Origin of the sequence: Heminiphilus faecis (assembly GCF_008728965.1) — a bacterium.
GTDB lineage: Bacteria > Bacteroidota > Bacteroidia > Bacteroidales > Muribaculaceae > Muribaculum > Muribaculum faecis.
The window spans coordinates 22,368-43,148 of sequence record NZ_VSMC01000022.1; the positions used below are offsets into that span (position 1 = coordinate 22,368).

Annotated in this window: 15 protein-coding genes; 7 read left to right on the forward strand and 8 right to left on the reverse strand. The window is 50.0% G+C overall.

What is annotated here, in order from left to right; all coding sequences use genetic code 11:
* Positions 1–99: 99 nt before the first annotated feature.
* The 6 genes from FW767_RS09730 to FW767_RS09755 all read right to left on the reverse strand — a co-directional run bounded on the left by FW767_RS09730 (position 100) and on the right by FW767_RS09755 (position 9,850).
* A complete protein-coding gene (locus FW767_RS09730; RefSeq protein WP_121699886.1) occupies positions 100–2,535 on the reverse strand; it encodes a hypothetical protein in 2,436 nt (811 codons plus the stop codon).
* Between the two features lie 235 nt (positions 2,536–2,770).
* Entirely contained in the window at positions 2,771–4,057 is a 1,287-nt protein-coding gene (locus FW767_RS09735) for a nucleotide sugar dehydrogenase (RefSeq protein ID WP_121699885.1), read from the reverse strand.
* Between the two features lie 45 nt (positions 4,058–4,102).
* A complete protein-coding gene (locus FW767_RS09740; protein WP_121699884.1) occupies positions 4,103–5,449 on the reverse strand; it encodes a glycosyltransferase family 2 protein in 1,347 nt (448 codons plus the stop codon).
* A gap of 39 nt (positions 5,450–5,488) precedes the next feature.
* The gene (locus FW767_RS09745; protein ID WP_121699883.1) at positions 5,489–6,922 is read right to left on the reverse strand and encodes a TackOD1 domain-containing metal-binding protein; all 1,434 of its coding nucleotides are present in this window, start codon (positions 6,920–6,922) and stop codon (positions 5,489–5,491) included.
* Positions 6,915–8,480, reverse strand: a complete 1,566-nt coding sequence (locus tag FW767_RS09750; protein ID WP_121699882.1) for an SPOR domain-containing protein — start codon at positions 8,478–8,480, stop codon at positions 6,915–6,917. Before FW767_RS09750 ends, FW767_RS09745 begins: the two co-directional genes overlap by 8 nt.
* A complete protein-coding gene (locus FW767_RS09755; protein ID WP_121699881.1) occupies positions 8,477–9,850 on the reverse strand; it encodes a hypothetical protein in 1,374 nt (457 codons plus the stop codon). The genes FW767_RS09750 and FW767_RS09755 overlap by 4 nt, the downstream gene beginning before the upstream one ends.
* Positions 9,851–10,131: 281 nt before the next feature.
* Here FW767_RS09755 and FW767_RS09760 point away from each other — a divergent pair, with 281 nt between their 5' ends.
* The 4 genes from FW767_RS09760 to FW767_RS09775 all read left to right on the forward strand — a co-directional run bounded on the left by FW767_RS09760 (position 10,132) and on the right by FW767_RS09775 (position 15,525).
* Positions 10,132–12,519, forward strand: coding sequence for a transglycosylase domain-containing protein (locus FW767_RS09760; RefSeq protein WP_369863607.1), 2,388 nt, complete (start codon positions 10,132–10,134; stop codon positions 12,517–12,519).
* Positions 12,520–12,624: 105 nt separating this feature from the next.
* The gene (locus FW767_RS09765) at positions 12,625–14,478 is read left to right on the forward strand and encodes a biotin/lipoyl-containing protein (RefSeq protein ID WP_121699880.1); all 1,854 of its coding nucleotides are present in this window, start codon (positions 12,625–12,627) and stop codon (positions 14,476–14,478) included.
* Positions 14,479–14,608: 130 nt separating this feature from the next.
* Entirely contained in the window at positions 14,609–14,863 is a 255-nt protein-coding gene (locus FW767_RS09770; RefSeq protein WP_121699879.1) for a type B 50S ribosomal protein L31, read from the forward strand.
* Positions 14,864–15,117: 254 nt separating this feature from the next.
* On the forward strand, positions 15,118–15,525 hold the full coding sequence (locus tag FW767_RS09775; protein WP_121699878.1) for a DUF4332 domain-containing protein: 408 nt from the start codon (positions 15,118–15,120) through the stop codon (positions 15,523–15,525).
* 122 nt (positions 15,526–15,647) lie between these two features.
* Here the strand turns inward: FW767_RS09775 and FW767_RS09780 are convergent, their stop codons facing one another.
* Positions 15,648–16,115 (reverse strand): DUF6291 domain-containing protein, encoded by a 468-nt coding sequence (locus tag FW767_RS09780; RefSeq protein WP_121699877.1) that lies wholly within the window; start codon positions 16,113–16,115, stop codon positions 15,648–15,650.
* A 247-nt stretch (positions 16,116–16,362) separates the two neighbouring features.
* Positions 16,363–17,943 carry a sulfatase-like hydrolase/transferase gene (locus tag FW767_RS09785; protein WP_148464465.1) on the reverse strand — a complete coding sequence of 527 codons (1,581 nt, stop codon included), beginning with the start codon at positions 17,941–17,943 and terminating at the stop codon, positions 16,363–16,365.
* A gap of 241 nt (positions 17,944–18,184) precedes the next feature.
* Here FW767_RS09785 and spt point away from each other — a divergent pair, with 241 nt between their 5' ends.
* From spt to FW767_RS09800, 3 genes are all read left to right on the forward strand, one after another.
* Complete coding sequence (gene spt, locus FW767_RS09790) at positions 18,185–19,372, forward strand: serine palmitoyltransferase (protein ID WP_121699875.1); 1,188 nt, start codon at positions 18,185–18,187, stop codon at positions 19,370–19,372.
* Between the two features lie 243 nt (positions 19,373–19,615).
* Entirely contained in the window at positions 19,616–20,038 is a 423-nt protein-coding gene (locus FW767_RS09795; RefSeq protein ID WP_235898100.1) for a Fur family transcriptional regulator, read from the forward strand.
* Between the two features lie 42 nt (positions 20,039–20,080).
* Positions 20,081–20,632, forward strand: coding sequence for an NADH peroxidase (locus FW767_RS09800; RefSeq protein WP_121699874.1), 552 nt, complete (start codon positions 20,081–20,083; stop codon positions 20,630–20,632).
* The last annotated feature ends 149 nt before the right edge of the window (positions 20,633–20,781 follow it).

Sequence of the window (20,781 nt, forward strand, 5' to 3'; positions counted from 1 at the left end):
AATATTAGAGGCTCAAAAAGCGAAAAGAAATGTTAAAAGGCAACCGGTCGGAAATCATTGCGATTCCCGACCGGTGATAATGTTTAAGCCCTGCTCCGGTTACATGCCTGTGAAGCGGAGAGCTTTCACGCCGGCGCGGCCGTAAGCCACGTAGACTGTGCCGTCATCGGCAACTTTGACATAGTTTGCCGATGCGTTGCCCTGCTTGGTGTACTTCAGATCGGCTCCGGCATTGTTTTTCTTTACCGCGAGGGTGGCCTTGTCAAGTACATAAACACCTGCTGCGCCGGCGGCTACATATAGATTGCCGCCCTTTATGCACAGACCGTTGGCTGCCGCACCCTTCTTGGCTTTGGGTATGTCCCAGCGGGCCTTTTCGTTGCCCTGCAGGTCATACACGGCTACTCCGTTGTTGCCTTGGCATGAGTATATGAGGTCGCCGTCGATAGCTATCACGTTCTTGCCGTATACGGGAGCGAAGGCGGGTATGTCCCAGCGGGTCTCGTAGGCGGTGGGGAAGTTGTCGATGGACCATACGGTTATCGCGGCGGGCAGTGCTGTTGTGAAGTCGTCCTCATCATACTCCACTTCGATGTCGCCCGGGCGCTGGGTGTACTCGATGGTCACGGCATGGCGGTCGTTGATGGCTATGTGCTTGGCCGAACCGCCGGTTAGTGAGTAAGTGCCTACATTTGGTGTCGGGTGCTGCTTGTCGGCGGGTATTATCAGGATAGAGTCGGTGTCGTACTCCATGGTCTGGTAGCCGCCTGCGGTAGCCATGTATAGAGTGCGTTTACCGGCGTTTTCACGTATTACGACGCTGTTGCCCGATATACCTTGTGCTTTTTGGTTGTCTCCGGCGGGCTGGAGCAGTGCGCGCACGAGCATGTCGCCGGCCCAGTTGTTGGTCACGTTGCCGAAGTTGTGGGTCGGGTCTAACATGATCTTGCCTATGATGGCGCCTTTCGCGTCGTTGTCGCCCATTGCGAGGAGCGAGTTGGTCTTGGCGTCAAATATGACATGGTTGAAGTCATATGCTCCGCCGGCGGTTTCCGGCTTCAGTTCCATGTAAGAGGTCACGGCGAGGGTGTCGGCCGGAGTGAGTTCGATTACTTCTATGCAGCCCCAGTAGGGTATGCCGTCGTGTTCATGATTGCTGCCGCTGCCTGTGCCGGTGCCGCGCTTGTGCCATGACACGAATGCCTGTTTGCCCGTAAGGTCTACGCAAGTGGCCGAGATGGGGTGGGTGTGGGCGTCGGTGCCGCCGATGACGATAACGGGTTCGGGTTCGTCGTCGTCTTTGCCCTTGTCACCGTCAGAAGGACGGCATCCGTCGTTGTCGGCCGGTATGTATATGTCTTCGTCGCCTTCAAGTATTGTCGTGCCGCCGTTAGTGAAGGTCACGTCTTTGCCAAAGGCCACGGGATTGCCATCGTTGTCCATTACGGAGCTGAATTTAAGACCGACATTTCCGTTGAACAGGCCGGGAAGGTCGTCGATGGTTCTTACAGGAGGATTCAGGTTGTTGTTGAGCTGTGCCTGAGCTTTGAATGTGCCGGCTTTTACCTTGCTTGACTCATTGCCGGCAAATATGAAGCCGGTTTTTTTGTTAGGCATGAAAAGTGTGCCTGTGATGTCCACGAGCGACTGCTCCTGCATGCTTATCGCAGCTCCGCCGGCCAGTACGTTCATGTCCTTGGCCACGATGTAGCTGTCAATGATCATTTCGCCGCAGTTTTGCACGTCAAGAAGTCCGTTGGGCACTTCGAGGCACTTGGTGGCTATCGAACCGTTGGAGTTGATGCTGAGCCTGTCGCCGGTGACCTTTATGTATTGGGCCACATTGATTGAGAAGTCATTCACGATCTCGGCGTTCTCTACGGTGAGTGAGTTGGCGGCAAAGTCTCCGTTCATGAGCTTGATTGACTTAACATTGACATCGCCGTCAACGTTGAGGGCGGTCTTGTTGTCAAGCGATACGGCAAAATCCTTGTTGTCTATGCCGCGGTCAATATACAGGGCAGCCTCTTCGGTAAGATTAAGCGCGTCGGTCTTGGTGTAGGTCAAGGGTGCATACGCATATATCTCCACGCCCTTGATGCCCCATTCGTTGTTGATGGTGACCTCGCTGCCTTCCATGATGTAGATCTTGTTGGGCTTGCCGTTGGATGTGCTGATGTTGATAGTGATGCCCTTGCCGGTAATGTAGAGCGACGACTGATTGTTCATGTTGAGCCCGTATTCACCGGCCGCCTCCAGCTTGTAGCTGCCGCCGTTCATGTTCTGGTCGAATTCTTTGGCATCGGCCGGAATGGCAGGGGCTGCCGGCATCTCGAATCCACGGGCCTCTGATGCTCTGCCTCCATTTGTGGCGCCGAGGCTGTAGTTGTTGATTATGGCACCGAGTGCGGTGGGATCGGTAACGATGTTGCCCTTTACGCCGTTGGATGCCTCGATTGCAGGCGCATCGGGTCCTTCGGGGTTTTCTTGGTCTATTCCGTCATCCTTACAGCCGGTCATAGCTGCAAGTGCCATCGCGAAAACACCGATTTTTAAGGTACATTTGCGTGACGGGCGCAAATCAAACACAGTTTTTTTACTCATAGTAATTCTGATGTTCTTTGATTGAGGTTATTATATAATTGTTTGTTGCGATAATGAATTGTGCAAATATAAAAAATTATTTTAATAAAAGCAAATTTATTTGCGCACTAATCGGCTATATTGTAGGCCATTATGTCAGGTTATTGTTGTTTATGGCTACCCGCCGTCACAGGCGTTCGTCTACAAGGGCTTTGTCAAGGGCGCTCTTTACGTCGTATACAACCGAGTTGTGACGCAACATCCGCCTGATGTCAAGCCGGGCAAATTCATCATGGTCAACACAATATATCACCGCATCATATTGTCTTTTTTCAACCTGAGTGAAGTCGTTTATGATTGTCATTCCGGTTGCGTCCTTGGCTCGCTTGGGAGCTACATACGGGTCATAGATGTCTATGTTGTCGGTGAAGTCGGAAAGAGCATTGTATATGTCAGTCACTTTCGTATTGCGTACATCAGTGCAGTTCTCCTTGAAGGCGAAGCCGAGCAGCAGTATCTTGGAGTCTTTCACCGGTATGCCCTTTTTCTTCATCAGATGACGCACGCGGCCGGCCACATACTCGCTGATGTAGTTGTTGACCCTCCGCGCTTCTGACATAAGCCGGGGCTCCATGCCTTTTTTGCGGGCCTTATATATGAAGTAGTATGGATCAACGCCTATGCAGTGGCCTCCCACAAGTCCGGGCCTGATCGGTACGAAATTCCACTTGGATGATGCGGCTTTTATTACTTCGGCCGTGTCGATGCCTAATGCGTTGAACACCATCGCGGCTTCGTTTATGAATGCTATGTTGATGTCGCGTTGGGTGTTTTCGAGTATTTTGGCTGCTTCGGCGGTCTTTATCGATGCGGCGCGGAATGTCGGAGCCTTTAGTACCGATGCATACAGACGGTCGACGAAGTCGGCGGCCTCGGCCGAGGAGCCCGAAGTGATTTTGCTGATGTTCTCTACGCGGTGCTCTCTGTCGCCGGGGTTTACACGCTCCGGTGAGTATCCAACATGGAAGTCGAGGTTATATCGCAGGCCGGAACCCTCTTCAAGCAGGGGCACACACTCCTCTTCAGTGGCTCCGGGATAAACGGTGGACTCGTATATGACCGTATCGCCGGGACGAAGCACCGATGCCACACTCCGCGAGGCATCGCGCAGTGGTGTCAGATCGGGTATGTTGTCTATGTCCACCGGAGTGGGCACGGTGATTATATACACATTGCAGTCGGTCATGGCGCTTATTTTGTCAGTCACGTTAAGGCCGTTTCCAATAACTCGAGCAAGTTCGTCGCTGCTCAATTCGCCGGTCTTGTCTACGCCGCCGGCTATTTCGGCTACGCGCTCTGCGTTTATGTCAGTACCTGTCACGGGATATTTTCCGGCAAAAAGACAGGCCAGTGGCAGACCTACATATCCTAAACCGATAATGCCTATGTTTATATCCTCGAGACTATGATTCATGATTAAATGGGGGGGGGTAATTATCATATATACAATGGTTTACGGTTATATGCCTTCGGCTCGTGCAATAGAAGATGTCTTCTTGGGATTCCACGAATCTTTATATGAAGAAAAGAAAAACAGTTCGGCAGTATGGGCTATAAGCCGGGTTATCCTCAGGAAGTAGCCGTGATAGAAGGTAAGAACAAATACATATGGAAACAGTTTGAATTCATCTCTCGGACGTTCGGTAAGAAACATTATCACGCCAAAAGCCACCAGTGAGAACGCTATGCGTATAAGATAGCCGATGACTATGATTTCCCACAGGCGGTCTACGTTCATGAAAAACAACATGATTATGTAGAAAAACCATACGTAGTTGAACGCAAAGTCGTAGACGATGTTCTCCATATTGGAAAGCATGTTGAGAAATGAAAAATTGCGGTCGCTCCAGAGTATATCCTTGTGCTTGCGTATGCGGAATCGCACAAGCGACTTGGACCAGCGCATGCGCTGTTTGAAGAGTCGGGCCCATGATGTGGGTACGTCGGTCATGCACACCGCATCGTTGGCAAACCATACTTTGTAGCCGGCCTTACGCAGCTTCTGCGTTATGTCGCCGTCAAGTCCCGGTCCTATGTCCCAGCAGCCGACCTGACGTATGGCTTCGGCTTCAAAGGCTCCGAACGCTCCCGAAATGATATGGTAAATGCCCAGCATGTTGGTGCCCATACGGCCTACCATGATGGTCTTGAGGTATTCGAGAGCTTGGACCGAGGAACATAACGAGTAGTGGGCATTGCGCACCTTGATGCACCCGCCGACACCCTTTATTCTGCGATCGAAGTAAAAGGGTATGAGTATCTTCTCTATGGCGTCGCGGTCAAGCGAGCTGTCGGCGTCAAGATGTATTATGTATTTTCCCGAGGCGTGAATGGTGGCGAAATTTGCGGCGCTTGCCTTGCCTCCGCCAAGACGCATGCGAAAGAATTTGGATATATAGCCGGCGCGTTTCAGGTCTTCGCATATGAGCGGCGTCATGTCGTCTGAACCGTCGTCGATTATGATTATCTCGTAGTTGCGGTAGGTCTGTTCGCGGAGTGACTTCACAAGGTCATATATGTGTTTTCCCTCGTTCTTGCCCGGCACGATTATAGATACGAGCGGCTTCTCTATATAGAGCATGCGGGTGGCGAGTGTGGCGCGTTTGCGCCGGCTTTTCCATGTGAATACCTGCTGAAAGGCTACTATAAGATCAAGCATATAGTAGCGGGGAAACTCAATGATAAACAGAAACCAGAATGTAGTAAGGGCCACTTCCCACGACAAGTTGGTGGAAAAACATACCATGATGCCGTTAAGCAGCTGAAATATGTCGGATAACAGTCCTTTGAAAAAAGTTTCTATCATGATGATATACCTATTTATATATATGCGCGCGCGACGGGTTCAATGCCTTCTCTGTTCTTCAAGTCGGCCTACAAACTGCTCGGGGTCGGTGTTGGGATAATACAGATATGTCTCAAGAAGCTCAAACTGAAATCCCCGGTGTTGGCCGCGGTAGTCGTTGAGCTCGGCCTTGAGTTCATACTCCATACGCCCTTGCACCTGAGCGACGTCGCCCTCTCTTACGCGGCTCATGAAGTAGTAGTTGTTGCCCCACAAGGCGCTTTTGTAGTTAAAGAAGCGGCTCATGGCATTGACTACGGGGGGCCGGGCGTCGAGAGCGGCCATTGCGTCGGCATCGGGATCAAATACATAAAAGCGCACCACAACGAGAATCTCGCCCTGACTTTTGTCAGACTCGGAAAAGAGCCTTACATAATCCATGAAGTTGCGGGTCGACGTGTAGCCGTAGAAGCCCGCCTGACTGAGAGTGTGGACCACATCGTAGTTGGCGAAAGCATGGATGCCGTCGGGAGTGAATTCGTATTCAATAACGTCGCGGGCCACGAGGTCGTCGGTTGACAGAGTGCGCTTGCATGAGGAGCACAGTACCCTCATGTCAGGGTACATGAACGACTCCTCGCACTGGTTGCACGTATAGATGGCCGACGGTTTGTCGTAATCTACCCCGATATGACGCAGCATAAGGTTACACTTGGGGCAGCGCAGTTCTCCGTCCCACATATAGGTTGACTCCGGCGACACGTTGGCGCACCGGAAATGATGTATGACCGACTGCAGCCTTATGTCTGAACTCTTGCATTTCGGACAGCTTTCGAAGAAAAACAGGTGAGAGCCGCCGCAGTGCGGGCATTCGTGTATCTTGTCAAGAAAACGTCCGTGGCGTATATAGCCGAGACGCAGCATCTCGGAGTGGAAAAACTCGCGTTCGAGGGCTGCTATACGGTCTTGGCCGGTATGCCACATGGAGTAATTGTAAAGAGCCATATAGCCGGAGCTCATGCCGCGTACAGGCTCGGAGCTGAACGAAAAGCGGTTGCGGGATATGGCGTAGCGTACAAGGCGGAACATCTCTTCGGCGTGGGTGATGACCGGCTCTGTGCCGAGCAGGAAGTTGAGCCGTCGCATCGAAGCATAAATCTCGTCGATGCTCTGGGCCATGTTGCGGTCGGTGGGCGACGGTGCATAGCCGTCGATTATTATATCGGCCTCGCCAAGCCATCCCATAAGGCGGCTGCTTGCAAAAAAAGGCTTGAAGCGGCATTTTTCCGACAGTAGCGGAGAGGCAAGCCTTATTGCGAGCATGTTGTAGTCATGGAGCGAGTTGATGACATTGATGAATATGGCGTCAAAGTCCTCAAACGCTATCTCCGGTGTGTGGTCGATGTCGACCACGTCGTTTATCACCAATATCTTGCGCCGGTTGATATTGGTGACTATGGTGTAGCTGCTTTTATCGGATTCGGTATTAATCATTTCGTTCAGGTTTACGTGTGTCAAGGATCCATGCGTCACGGAATTCGTGCGACGACTTGGCGAGTCTGTTGAGGTGCTCGCGCGCTTCATCTATGTCGCTGTAAGCACCTGCGTAAACATACCATCGCCCGCTTCGCAACATCTTGCCGCTTCCGTCAAGATGTTTTTTGCGGAGCTCCTCCAGACGTTTGTCGGCATTGGTTTCGCTGCGGAACACATTGGTCATGATACGGAATACTTTCATGCTGTCGGGCACTGCGGCATTTACTTCGGCTTCAGCCGTCTGACGGTCTTTATGGGCTTCAGCCGAGTCGCGTAATGCCTCTGCCTTGGCTCGTCTTATGGAGTCTTGGCGGGCCTCTTCAAGGCGCCGTTCGGCTACACTGTAGTGACGGCGGCGCTTGATAAACGAATCGAGCGACTCGTGATGTACCCCCTCGCCGGTAGTCACCCACAGATAGTTGTTTGGCGACTCGCTCTGCCATGTCTCGATATTGCGTACCCTTACGGTCACGGGCAGTCCTGATGCCACGCTCCAGAATGGTATTGTCTGGTCATAGTCAAGCTCAAGATTGGCTATGAGGGCCGTGTTCTTTTTTGTGAAGTAGCTCCGCAGATGCTCCGGTATGACCTCGGTGCGTGCGCCGAGCAGCGATACATGCGCTTCAAACGATATGTTCTCGTTTACAATTACCTCTACGTTTGAGTTGTAGGTTATGCGGTTTATCTGGTCGATAGGTATATAGGCTACGACATGCACGTTGTTGTCGAGCAGATTGAGGTGCTGCAGGGTCATCAGGAGCTCTTTCTCGAAAAATACCATTCGGTCCGGCGCTACGATGTTGACTATTATGGCGGAGTCGGTGGCAAGTCGGAAGTTACGGGTGTCTTTAAGCGCTTGTGACCGGATGTTGTCGTATATCTGCGATCCGCTTTCGTGTATGCCTGAGGCGTGTATGCCTCGTCTTACCGGGTCGGTGGCGTGTCTCATGCCTCCGAGCATGGCAAGCTCGTTCTGTAAGGCTTTTAGCTGGGCGAGTGCCTCGCTTAACATGCGTTCGAGGTCCATTTTGTGAGAGTTGTCGCTCAGCCCGAACTGAATGTTGTGGTTTTCTAACGATATCTGCTTGCGTAGCTCCGCTATCCTTACTTTGAGTACCTGTATCTGCTGGAGTATATTGTTGTAACGCAGCGTGAGGTCGCGGTTGCGGGCCACGATTGCCGGCTCGGTATTGTAGTTGGCGTTTTCGACCATCATGTCCATCATGTAGTATGAGTAGAGCGTGTCGCCCGGAAGCACTACGTCGCCGGTCTCCACATAGAGGCTGTCGAGAAATATGTCAAACGGTGTCCTTATCTGGTTGGCATCGACATGTATATAGCCGTCGAAGTCGGTGTAATATACCTGTCGGCCTATGTAGAGGGCTATGACCGCTATGATGACACCAAGCACGCTGCCGGCCACTATCTGCTGGCGGTTGATCTTGCGCTTTCGCTGCCGGAGAATCTCCTCTATGTTTTCTTTCTCTTCGTGAGAACGGTACGTGAAGTTTTTCATAGCTGTTGCGGTGTGTTGTCTATTAGAGTGGAGTCAATCGGTATCTCGCGGCAGAAACGCAGTACCGACACGTCGGTCAGAAATTTTTGCAGGTCGGCGATACAGCAATCCTTGCTGTATTGAAATTCAATGAATTTCTCACAACATATAAGATAGCTGTTGTATTCTTTCATGCGGGCCATGCGATTGTATTCGCCTACGCGGTTGGAGTAGGCTTCGCCACGCATCGACAGATACTTCTTAAGTTCGGCCATGCGGCGGTATTCGCCTATGGAGGCACGGTTGTAGCGCTCGATGTCGAGCAGTATGGCGTTGGCCGCCTCAAGAATGCGGTCGGCTATATGGCTCTCTTCGGTGGCAAGTACCTCCCGCTGCGCTTTTAGTGTCTGCTTCTTTTTCCAGAACTCAAACGACAGCGGTATGGTAAACACTACTCCCGCGTCGACGTTTGACGAATTGGCCAAATCGGGTCGTGTGTAATATGAGTACCGTACAAACGGAGCCGCGTTGAACTCGGTCCAGTAACTTGTGTTTTTTTCGCGCTGTTGCAGAAGTTTCATGCGTAGTTGGAGTGTGGAGAGGTCGGCTTGTGTCTGTCTTACATATTTAAGAAATTGGGCGGTATCCACCTCTACTATGTAACCCGACGGACGTGACAGGTCATGAGCCGGCAGGTGCATGCCGGGTATGGATGCGAGCCGGCGTTCGGCCTCGGCTTTTTCGTTGAGTATGTTGAGCAGGTCGTCGCTGCTTATATTGCCGTTTTCGAGCAGATATGAGTAAGCTCCGCTCAGCATGTTCAGATTTTTGATGCGGTGCAGCAATACTCCGCTCAACAGGCTGTCGCTGTATTGGCGGAAGGCCTCTTTCTGTCGCTCGACAAGCATGCCGAGGTCCTCCTTGTCATAAGCCATGCGGTCGATATCGCCTTGTATTCTGCGCTCTTCAATGCGTCCTTTGCGCTTGAATATGGCACTCTGAAACGGATACCATCTCACTTCGGCCTGTATCTTGGCATTGTAGCGCGACACTGCGTCCTCCTCCGGGTCTATGCCAAGGTCTCCGTCAAGTCGGTAGTAGGTCTGCCCTGTAAGACGTAGACCGGTCTGGCTTTTGATTTCGCCTATTTCGGCGTCAACCCGTCGGTCTATGGCACGGTTGAGTGCTTCACGGTTGTTGCCGGTGGCGTATTGCGATGCGTCGTCCACGGTAAGAGACGCCGGGTGGCTTTCGTCGGCATTATTGAATATGAGGGAGTCAAGCAGTACGAACCGTCGGTCGAATTGCTCCAATATGTCAAAGCCTTTTTTGTTCTGGGCCATTGCGATACATGATGTTATCGCTATGATGACAAGTGCTGGTATCCTCATTGCTTGGTGTAAATAGATTGGTATATGTCAGGTACCGGGCCGAAGTCCGGGAGTGAGCTTATGTTCTTTTATTTTAATGCGCAAAAATAATAAAAATATTCAATGATACATTAATAAAAAGCCATAAAATATAATTGTTATGGATTATTGTGCGGTCATTCATCATAAAAATATGCCTTTGATAGCGCGCGTCGGCGGCTTTTTTGCTAAATTTATGATGATAATATCGGTCCTGTAATTATAAAATAGTAAATTTGCACATTAATTCAGTCTATTATTACATGAACGATATTGCACAAAACTCTCCGAAGAAATCTCCGAAAAATGTCAAGGCAATCATTATAACCATGTGGGCTCTGTTTGCGCTTTGCGTGGTGGCCGTGTTTTTTTTCTTCTTTCTGGTATATAACGGAGCGATAGGCTACATGCCTCCTGTCGAGGAACTTAAAAATCCAAAAGACCGGTTTGCTTCGGTAGTTTATTCGGCCGACGGAGTCGAGCTCGGACGTTTTTTCGCCAATACCGGCAACAGGGTTTATGTCGAGTTTGACGATATATCCCAGCATGTCATCGACGCTCTTATTGCCACGGAGGACTCACGGTTTGAAGAGCATTCGGGCATTGATGTGAAGGCTCTCGGCCGTGTGGCTTTCAAGACGTTGCTGCTCGGTCAGAAGAATGCAGGAGGTGGATCTACCATAACGCAGCAGCTTGCCAAGCAGTTGTACTCACCTACATCCGAAGGCCTGTTTGAGCGAGCATTGCAGAAGCCTATCGAGTGGATGATAGCCGTGAAACTCGAACGTTATTACTCAAAAGATGAGATAATCAAGATGTATCTCAATCAGTTTGACTTCCTGTATAACGCCGTCGGTATAAAGTCGGCGGCCTATGTGTATTTCGGTAAGGAGCCCGATGAGCTTACTGTCGAAGAGGCCGCGATGCTTGTGGGAATGGTGAAAAATCCCTCGTATTATAACCCCGTAAGGAAGCCTGAGCGTACACGCGAGCGACGCAACGTGGTGCTTGAGCAGATGTATAAGAACGACATGATTACCCGTGCCGAACTCGACTCGCTTAAAGAACTGCCCCTGAAGCTCGACTTTCATAAAGTGGACCACAAGGAGGGACTCGCTCCATATTTCCGTGAGGAATTGCGGCGTATACTGCGGGCTAAGAAGCCTGTGCGGTCAGAATACAGAGGCTGGGAGAAACAGAAGTTTGTCGATGACTCCATAGCTTGGGCCACTAATCCGCTGTTCGGTTGGATTGAAAAGAATCCCAAGCCCGACGGTTCGAAATACGACATCTATACTGACGGACTCAAGATATACACCACAATAGACTCCCGTATGCAGCGCTATGCTGAAAAGGCCGTGACCGACCATCTCGGCAAGACGCTTCAGCCGAGTTTCTTCCGTGAGAAGCGAGGAGTCAAGGGTGCTCCGTATACGACCAACCGCGAGGAACTGTCATCGTCGCAGCTTGACGGACTTATCCAGAAAGCGGTAAAGCAGACCGACCGTTATATAATGATGAAAAAGGCCGGTCACTCAGAGGAGGATATAATGGCTTCGTTCAAGACGCCCGTTGACATGAAAGTGTTCTCATATGAAGGACCTGTCGATACGGTTATGACGCCTCTTGACTCGATTCTGTACAACAAGCATTTCCTGCGCTCCGGATTTATGTCGATGGACCCTGTCACGGGCCATGTTAAGGCTTACGTGGGAGGACCCAATTTTACGTTCTTCCAGTACGATATGGTATCTACCGGACGTCGTCAGATAGGATCTACCATAAAGCCGTTTTTATACACATATGCCATGGAGGAGGGCTACACGCCGTGCGACGAGTTTCTTAACGAGCAGCCTACCATATATGACGAGGCGGGGCGTCCGTGGTCGCCGCGCAATGCCGGTAGCGCGAGAGTGGGAGAGATGGTCGATATAAGATGGGCGCTTACTAACTCCAATAACTGGATTTCGGCGCGGCTTATGAGCCAGCTGTCGCCTGCCACGCTTGTGCGCAATATGCATAATTTCGGCATCACCAACCATCTCGACCCGGTGATAGCGCTTTGTCTCGGGCCATGCGACGTGTCGGTCAAGGAGATGGTGACGGCTTATTCTGCTTTTGCCAACAATGGCATGCGTGTCGATCCTATGTTTGTCACTGCCATAGCCGACGGAAACGGTAATGTCATATCGGAGTTCGCTCCCAACCATACGGAAGTCATAAGCACCGAAGCATACTATAAAATATTGTCTATACTGCTCAACGTGGTTGACGGAGGTACCGGTAACCGCCTTCGCAGACCGCCGTATGCTCTTACGGCGCAGATGGGGGGCAAGACCGGTACGACCAACTCGAATTCCGACGGCTGGTTTATGGGCTTCACTCCACAGCTTGTGTCGGGTGTATGGGTCGGAGGCGAGGAGCGCTACATCCACTTCAACGGCATGGCCATGGGGCAGGGTGCGTCGATGGCTTTGCCTATCTATGGTCTGTTTATGAAGCAGGTATATGCTGACCCGACGTTGCCTTACCGTCAGAACGCGACATTTAAGTTTCCTGACAATCTCGACCTCTGCCATAAGGAATACTATGGCGAATACTACGATGAAGCCGATCCTGCAGAGGAGAGCATAGAAGGCGTTTTTGATTAACTGGCGTGCATACGCGAAAATAATTACGGATTTATTTCCGTAATTAAGGTTAAAGGGTTACCTTTGCCGCAAGAAGTATTATAACCCTATAACCAGATCAAAGGTATGGAACAACGAAAATTAAAGATCAGGGACTTGACGATGCGTGACGGTCAGCAGTCATTGTTTGCTACCCGTATGCCGCAGTCCAGTATTGACAGGCTGTTGCCGCTGTATGAAAATGCCGATTTCTATATCATGGAAGTGTGGGGCGGTGCTGTGCCCGACTCTGTAATGCGTTATCTCGACGAGTCGCCGTGGGACCGTCTGCGCAAGGTGAGCGAGGCCATGAAAGGACGCTCGCTTCTGTCGGCCCTTTCTCGCGGTCGTAACCTGTTTGGTTATGTTCCTTATCCCGACACCGTGCTCGAAGGCTTTTATGCCGAGGCTATCAAGAACGGTCTTAACGTGATGCGTATATTTGACGCTCTTAACGACCTTGACAATGTTAAGGAGTCGATACGCATGATCAACGAGCTCGGCGGCATTCCCGACGGAGCTGTTTGCTACACGGTAGATCCTAAGGAGGAAGAACCGAAAGGATTTTTCAGCAAACTCTTCGGCAAGAAGCCCGAGAAGATATTTACTGACGAATACTTTGTGGAGAAGGCCAAGGCTATGGAGGCTTATGGCGCCAAGATAATAACGCTTAAGGATATGGCCGGATTGGTCAATCCTTCGCGTATAGCCACTATAATGCCCAAGCTTAAGAGAGCACTCAGTGTGCCTGTGGACTTCCACACTCACTGTACGCCCGGCTACGGACTGGCTTCGTCGCTCATGGCCATGATACACGGTGTAGACATACTCGACACCAACATATGGTGGTTTGGCGGTGGCTCTGCTGCTCCTGCCCTTGAACTGATATATGTCTTTGCCGGCAAACTCGGTATTGAGGTTGAAGTCAATATGGAGGCGGTCAGCAAGATACGCAAGGAGTTGCGCACGGTGCGCGAGGAGCTTCATGATTTTGACCTTGTCAAGAACATGCCTATGGACTTCGATCCTCTCACCGACACGCTTCCGGCCGATGTCGACGCTTTGTTTGACAAGGCTATCGCCGCTGCGAAGGCCGACAACGAGGATGAATTGCTCGACGCATGTCATGCCATCGAGGATTATTTCGGTTTCCCCAAGCCCAACCTGCTCGTGAAAGAGGCCGAAGTGCCGGGAGGAATGTACTCCAATATGGTGGCCCAGCTGAAAGCACTGCAGGCTGAAGATGTGCTTGACGACGCCATGCGTCTTATACCCAAGGTGCGCCGCGATGCTGGTCTTGTGCCATTGGTAACTCCTACAAGCCAGATAGTGGGCAGTCAGGCGGTGAGTCTTGCTCTTGACCGCAAGAAAGGTAATCCTGACTATTCCAACAAATCCAATCAGTTTATATCGCTCGTCAAGGGTGAATACGGTCATACTCCCGTTGCGGTAGACCCGCAATTCCGTGCGCAGATTACCGGTGATCCGCAGGAGAAGGCTTACGATGTGTCAAAATACAGGAAGCCTGAAAATCCGGAGTTGCCTGAGTTTGGCGGAGTAAAACTCGCGTCCAATGATGAGGAATATCTTCTGCTCGAACTTCTGCCGAGTGTGGCCAATACATTCTTGAAGCGCCGCCGTGCCGAGGAGTGGGAGAAAGTAAATGCCGCGACAAAGGCCGAAGCTGTTGAAGAGGCTGCCGCAAAAGAGCCCGAAGAGCCTATAACAGGCGAGGTGCTTGTGGCTCCTATGGGCGGACGTGTACTGTCGGTCAGCGTGAAGCCGGGCGACAAGGTTAAGGCCGGACAGCTTCTTCTCGTTTATGAGGCCATGAAGATGGAAAATGAAGTCGAGGCTGAAAAAGATGCTGTTGTGAAGCGTATCTTCGTAGAGCCTGATGACGTTGTGGGCACAGAAGCCGTTCTCATCGAATTTGAGTGATGTATGCTAAAAAGTTGATTGAAAGTTTTGTCACTTTCACGAAAATGCGTAAATTTGCAAGCCATTACAATTTTGCGCCTTACCAGCGTGATTTTGAACACTTTGAATTAAACAATTAAAACTATACAAGATGAAACAAGGCATCCATCCTTCTGACTACCGCGAAGTAGTGTTTAAAGACATGTCTAACGAGGAGATTTTTATCACTCGCTCGACTGTTGCCGCCAAGGAAACTATCGAAGTTGACGGTGTGACTTATCCTTTGGTTAAGCTTGAAATCACCAGCGCTTCTCATCCTTTCTTCACCGGTAAGCAGAAACTTGTCGATACCGCCGGTCGTGTTGATAAGTTCATGAGCCGTTACGGTAACCGCAAGAAAAAATAATCATCATTCTTGCTTGACTTTTACAGGCGGGACAGTGTCATCCTTGACAACTGTCCCGCCTGCTTTTTAATCAGGTGTGCCTGCGGCGTGATGCTGAACGTAGATGTGTCAATGTGTGTTTCATATTGACATTTAGGGCAGGCTGGACATAACGTAAGTCATAAGTGTTAAAGTTGTGTAAATAATTTATATATTTCGTTGCACTAATAACATATATGTGTTATATTTAGAAAACAATTTAATACCTAACATTTATGACATACAAAATTATTGACATTGAAGGTGTGGGCGATGCTTATGCTGTCAAACTGAACGAGGCCGGTATTAAAACCGTCGATGATCTTCTTGAGCGTTGTATTACACCCAAAGGTCGTAAGGAGCTGGCCGAGGCTACCGGTATTTCATCAAAGCTGATACTGAAGTGGGCTAATCATGCCGACTTGTTCCGCATAAACGGTATCGGTCCGCAATTTGCCGAACTCCTTGAAGCCGCCGGCGTTGACACGGTAAAAGAACTGCGTCATCGTAAAGCTGAAAATCTTGTGGCCAAGATGGAAGAGATAAATACCGGGAAGCATCTGACACGTCGTGTTCCCTCTGTTGCGGAGGTGCAGAAGATGATTGACGAGGCCGCTACATTACCGCCTACTATCACTTACTGACGAATTTCATTCTGTCCGGCAACGGATATACCGAATTAAAAGCATGGCTGCCGTGAGCGCTATGCTTTTTTTATGCTCCGTCTGCAAGATGAAGTCATCGTCTGCACAACCCGGCTTAACGGTTAGAGATGCGCTTTATCAATCGGCAGAGTCGTGTTGCCGGCGAGGTGCTGCTCAAGGCATTCTTTGTAGGTGCTGACGGGTATGCGGTCTATGCCGTTGTCGGTAAGCATGGCTGATAGACGGTCAATCTCCGACTTGATGCGGCAGTGGACAAGGTTATAGCGCTTGGCTATGAGGCGTATGTACCTGCGGTCCTGCTTGACGAGGTGGCCGGCATCGGCGGTGGCGGGCGCTCGCTGCACTTGGGCCTCGCGACGCCGGCGCTGATAGGAAGCGGCCTTGGCGCGACGGTCGATAACCGGCTTCAGCAGATTGAACACACATTGAGCTGTCGGATGAAGCCCGGCCGGCTTTGTGCCGGTCGTCTGATACTCCTTGATGGCTTCGACGAGCGGTTGCCGGAGTTCTGCGGGAAGCATGGCTATGGACTCGCTCCATAGCTTGTCAAATTTTGGTCTGCGTTTCATAATACGATATAGGGTTTGACTGTCGTTTCCCGCAAAGATAATATGTCACGATGGCGTTTTTATGTAGAATTGGGCATTAACACTTTGTGTCTTGCATAAACTGTTTGCATTAAAAGCGTTAAATAGCTATTTAATGTGTGTTAATTCGAAAAAAAACACCTCGCGAGCCGGTAGTGGGCCTTATGGATATGGACCGTGGTTCGCGAGGTGATGTATATTATATCAGCCTGCAGGCAGGCTTAAAGAGTTACGGCATGTCGGCCGGAGGAAGTTCGTTGTAGTCGCAGCTGCGTATCAGTTCAAGGAGCAGGTGCAGGCGGCCTACCTCGTCGGGATACTGGGTAGCGACATTTTTATCTTCATATATCTGCGACATGTCAAACAATTGCTGAACCGGAGCGCATCCTGTTTCTACACATGCTCCTTTGGGTTTCATGGCCGGATACGAGCTTGCCTCGACATATTTCCATTTCGGTGTGCGCAGTGCCAGTGTGTGGTCATAGCCCTGTTGTATGATCCAAGGCCGGTCGGTATTGTCGCGTCCAAGCCAGTTGTCCATGCGGTTAAAACTGTCGGGAGCGCTGCCGGAAGGCATGCGTTGGCCCAATAATGCCGCAAATGATGCTACGAGGTCTATTTGCGATAACAATGTGCTGTTTTCGCCCTTTTTAAGATTGCCTGCCGGCCACGACACTATAACAGGCACACGGGTACCCCCTTCGTAAAGGCTGTATTTGCTGCCTCTGAGCGGTCCGGCGGGTGAATGCCCGTTAAGCAACTCTTCGGCATGGTCGTCATAGCCGTCGTTGAGTATGGGGCCGTTGTCGCTTGACACAATAATAAGCGTATTGTCAAGGATGCCGAGCTCTTTAAGAGTGGAAAGAAGCTGACCGACGCTCCAGTCAAACTGAGCTATTGCGTCGCCGCGAAGCCCCATCTTGTTTTTGCCGCGGAAGCGTTCGTGCGGAAATCGTGGCACATGTACGTCGTTGGTCGCGAAATACATGAAAAACGGCTTGTCGGCATTCTCTTTTATGAAGTCGATGGCATGTGCCGTGATGGAGTCGGCGATGTTCTCGTCTTTCCACAGAGCCTTGCCGCCGCCTTTCATGTAACCGATGCGGCCTATGCCGTTGACTATTGACATATTGTGTCCGAAAGTCGATTTTAGATTGTAGAGCAGTTCCGGATTTTTCTTTCCGGTGGGCTCTCCGGGGAAATTTTTCTTGTAGCTGACTTCAATCGGTGCCGACGGATCATAGTTGGCCACATGTCCGTTTTCGATAAACACACATGGCACACGGTCGGCCGTGGCTGCCATTATGTATGAGTAGTCGAAGCCAAGGTCGCCGAGAGCGGCCGGAAGCTGTGCGTTCCAGTCCTGTGTGCCGGTCTCGTCACCGAGACCGAGATGCCATTTGCCTATGGCGCATGTAGTGTATCCGGCCGATTTAAACAGGTCAGCCATCGTATACTGTTCGGGCCTTATGATCATGCCGGCATTGCCCGGAGCTATGTCGGTGTCGGGACGCCGCCAGCTGTAGTGGCCGGTAAGCATGGCATATCTTGACGGTGTGCTTGTGGCCGCCACGGCATAGGCGTTTGTGAATCTTATGCCGTTTTGGGCTATGTGGTTCACGTTGGGGGTAGCTACGTTTTTGGCTCCGTAGCATTCGAGGTCGCCGTATCCGAGATCGTCGGCATAAATGATAAGTACGTTGGGTTTGGCTTGTTTCGGAGGTGTCGCCGGCGTTTTCTGTGCTATGGCCGGTGTTGTCACGGCCAGTGACATGAGTGCCACTGTGTTCTTAAGGCTTCTGATTTTCATGTGAGATAAAATGTTGGTTACATTTTGCAAATATAATTGTTTCGTTTAGGATATTCAACTTTCGAAACGAAAATTAGATATGGCGCAATCGCAAGAACACCCCATAAATACATATTTAAAATAATACGGTATAAAATTAAATAAAGTTGCCGTTAATTCACGGATTTTAGTTATCTTTGCAGCCTGCAAAATCGGCAGGCAAGGTAACAACCTATAAAACCGCTTACGTTAAAGAAGTATTATGAAGCTATTACAGGCTAAACTTGACAAGTACCAAGAGCCGCAGAAGGCAAAGGCTGCGGGCATTTATCCCTATTTTCGCGCGATTTCAAGCGAACAGGACCCCGAAGTTATTATAAATGGTCGCAAGGTCATGATGTTCGGGTCCAATTGCTATACCGGACTTGTCAATCATCCTAAGGTGAAGGAGGCTGCTATCGCGGCTATTAAAAAGTATGGTACCGGTTGCGCCGGCTCACCTTTCTTGAACGGTACGCTCGACATTCATAAAGAATTGGAGGCGCGTCTTGCCGCTTATGTAGGCAAGGAGGACGCCATGATATACTCTACCGGCTTCGAGGTCAATCTCGGTGTTGTGTCGACGCTTACTGGACGTGAGGATTACATACTTTTTGACGAGCAGGACCATGCGTCGATCATAGACGGTCGTCGTCTTTCATTCTCTCAGGCACTCAAGTACAAGCATAATGACATGGAGTCGCTTGAAGCACAACTTAAGAAGTGCGATCCCTCGAAAGTAAAGCTGATTGTGACCGACGGTGTGTTTTCGATGGAGGGCGACGTAGCCAATCTTCCCGAAATAGTGCGTCTTGCCAAGAAGTACGATGCCAGTGTCATGGTCGATGAAGCTCATGGCATAGGCGTGTTTGGCAAAGGAGGTCGCGGTGTCTGCAATCATTTCGGCGTGACGGAAGACGTGGACCTTATCATGGGAACTTTCAGTAAGTCGTTTGCCTCGCTCGGCGGCTTTATCGCATGCGACAAGGAGATAACCAATTTCCTGCGCCACCACTCACGTTCTTATATATTTACCGCATCCATTACTCCGGCGTCGACTGCTGCTGTCATGGCAGCTCTTGACATCATGGAGAGCGAGCCGCAGATACAGGAGCACTTGTGGGATATAACCAACTATGCTCTTGACGGCTTCCGTGAGATGGGTTGTGAGATAGGCCATACTTCCACTCCGATCATACCGCTTTATATACGCGATAATTACAAGACCTTTGAGGTGACCCGCGATCTTCTTGAAGAGGGCGTGTTTGTCAATCCGGTGGTTTCGCCTGCGGTGGCTCCGCATGACACTCTTATCCGGTTCAGTCTTATGGCTACCCATACAAAAGATCAGGTGACCGTCGCACTCGAAAAAATACAGAAAGTATTCAAGAAGCACGGTATAATAAAGTAATATCACTCTACGACATATTTGCCGCCGGTACTTCCTATGGTTGTGCCGGCGGTTTTTTATTGTTATTCGGCAGGATAATCCGCAGGATCGTCGAGGCATGCTGTAATGTTATGCGGGTCTGTGGTGCGGACGTAATTATTGATGTGGTAATTTTCTGAAATATTTTGTTGAAATATTTTGCAGATATCAGAATTATTTATAACTTTGTAGTGATTACAAATTTATAAATATTATAAAGTAATTATGATGACAACAGCGCAGGTAAGCCAATATTTGAAAGCTAAAGGTATACGGCCTTCAGCTCAACGTATTGCGATAATGCGCTATCTGATGGAGCATCCGGTGCATCCTACGGCTGAAAATATATATGATGCCCTTATGCCCGATATGCCGTCGTTATCACTTACTACGGTATATAATACATTGAATTGTCTTGTATCATCAGGCATAGGTGTTGAGAGACTGAATTCCGATCCGCGCAATGCACGTTTTGATTTTGTGGATACGCCACATGCTCATATGTACTGCCGTTGTTGCGGGGCGGTTATGGATCTGCCCTTGGACGCAGTGACGTTTGCCGGCATGTCGCCTGACGGAGACTTTCATGTAGAACAGATTGAGCTCTGTTATAGAGGCTTATGCTCGAAGTGTCATGATAAAATGTAGAAATTCAATATTATTCGTATAATTATTTAATAATCAAAGACAATGAAAAAGAAATTTATTTGCACAGTGTGTGGTTATGTTCATGAAGGTGATGCAGCTCCCGAAAAGTGCCCGGTATGTGGTGCTCCCGCCAGCAAGTTCAAAGAACTTGACGAGACTGCCGCCCTCCAGTTTGTAACCGAGCATGAAATCGGTGTAGCCAAGGGCTGTGACGAGGAAATGATCAAGGACCTTACGGCACACTTCAACGGCGAGTGCGGCGAAGTGGGCATGTACCTCGCTATGTCGCGTCAGGCTGATCGTGAAGGCTATCCCGAAATCGCCGAGGCTTTCAAGCGCTATGCTTGGGAAGAGGCAGAACATGCTTCTAAGTTTGCCGAACTTCTCGGAGAGGTTGTATGGGATACCAAGACCAACCTTGAAAAGCGTATGGCAGCTGAGGCTGGTGCCAACGAAGACAAGATGCGCATAGCGCGTCGCGCCAAAGAACTTAATCTCGACGCTATCCATGACACCGTACATGAAATGGCTAAGGACGAAGCCCGTCACGGTCAAGGCTTCCAAGGTCTTTACAACCGTTTCTTCAAGAAATAATCCGATACCATACTGACCCTTAATCTGCGGCTGCCAAATTCGGCAGCCGCTTTTTGTATGTGAAAAAGACAGCCTAATATGTCAAATTAGTATTTTAAATCGTATATTTACGATATATACAAACTATACGCTGATTATCATGTTTCGAC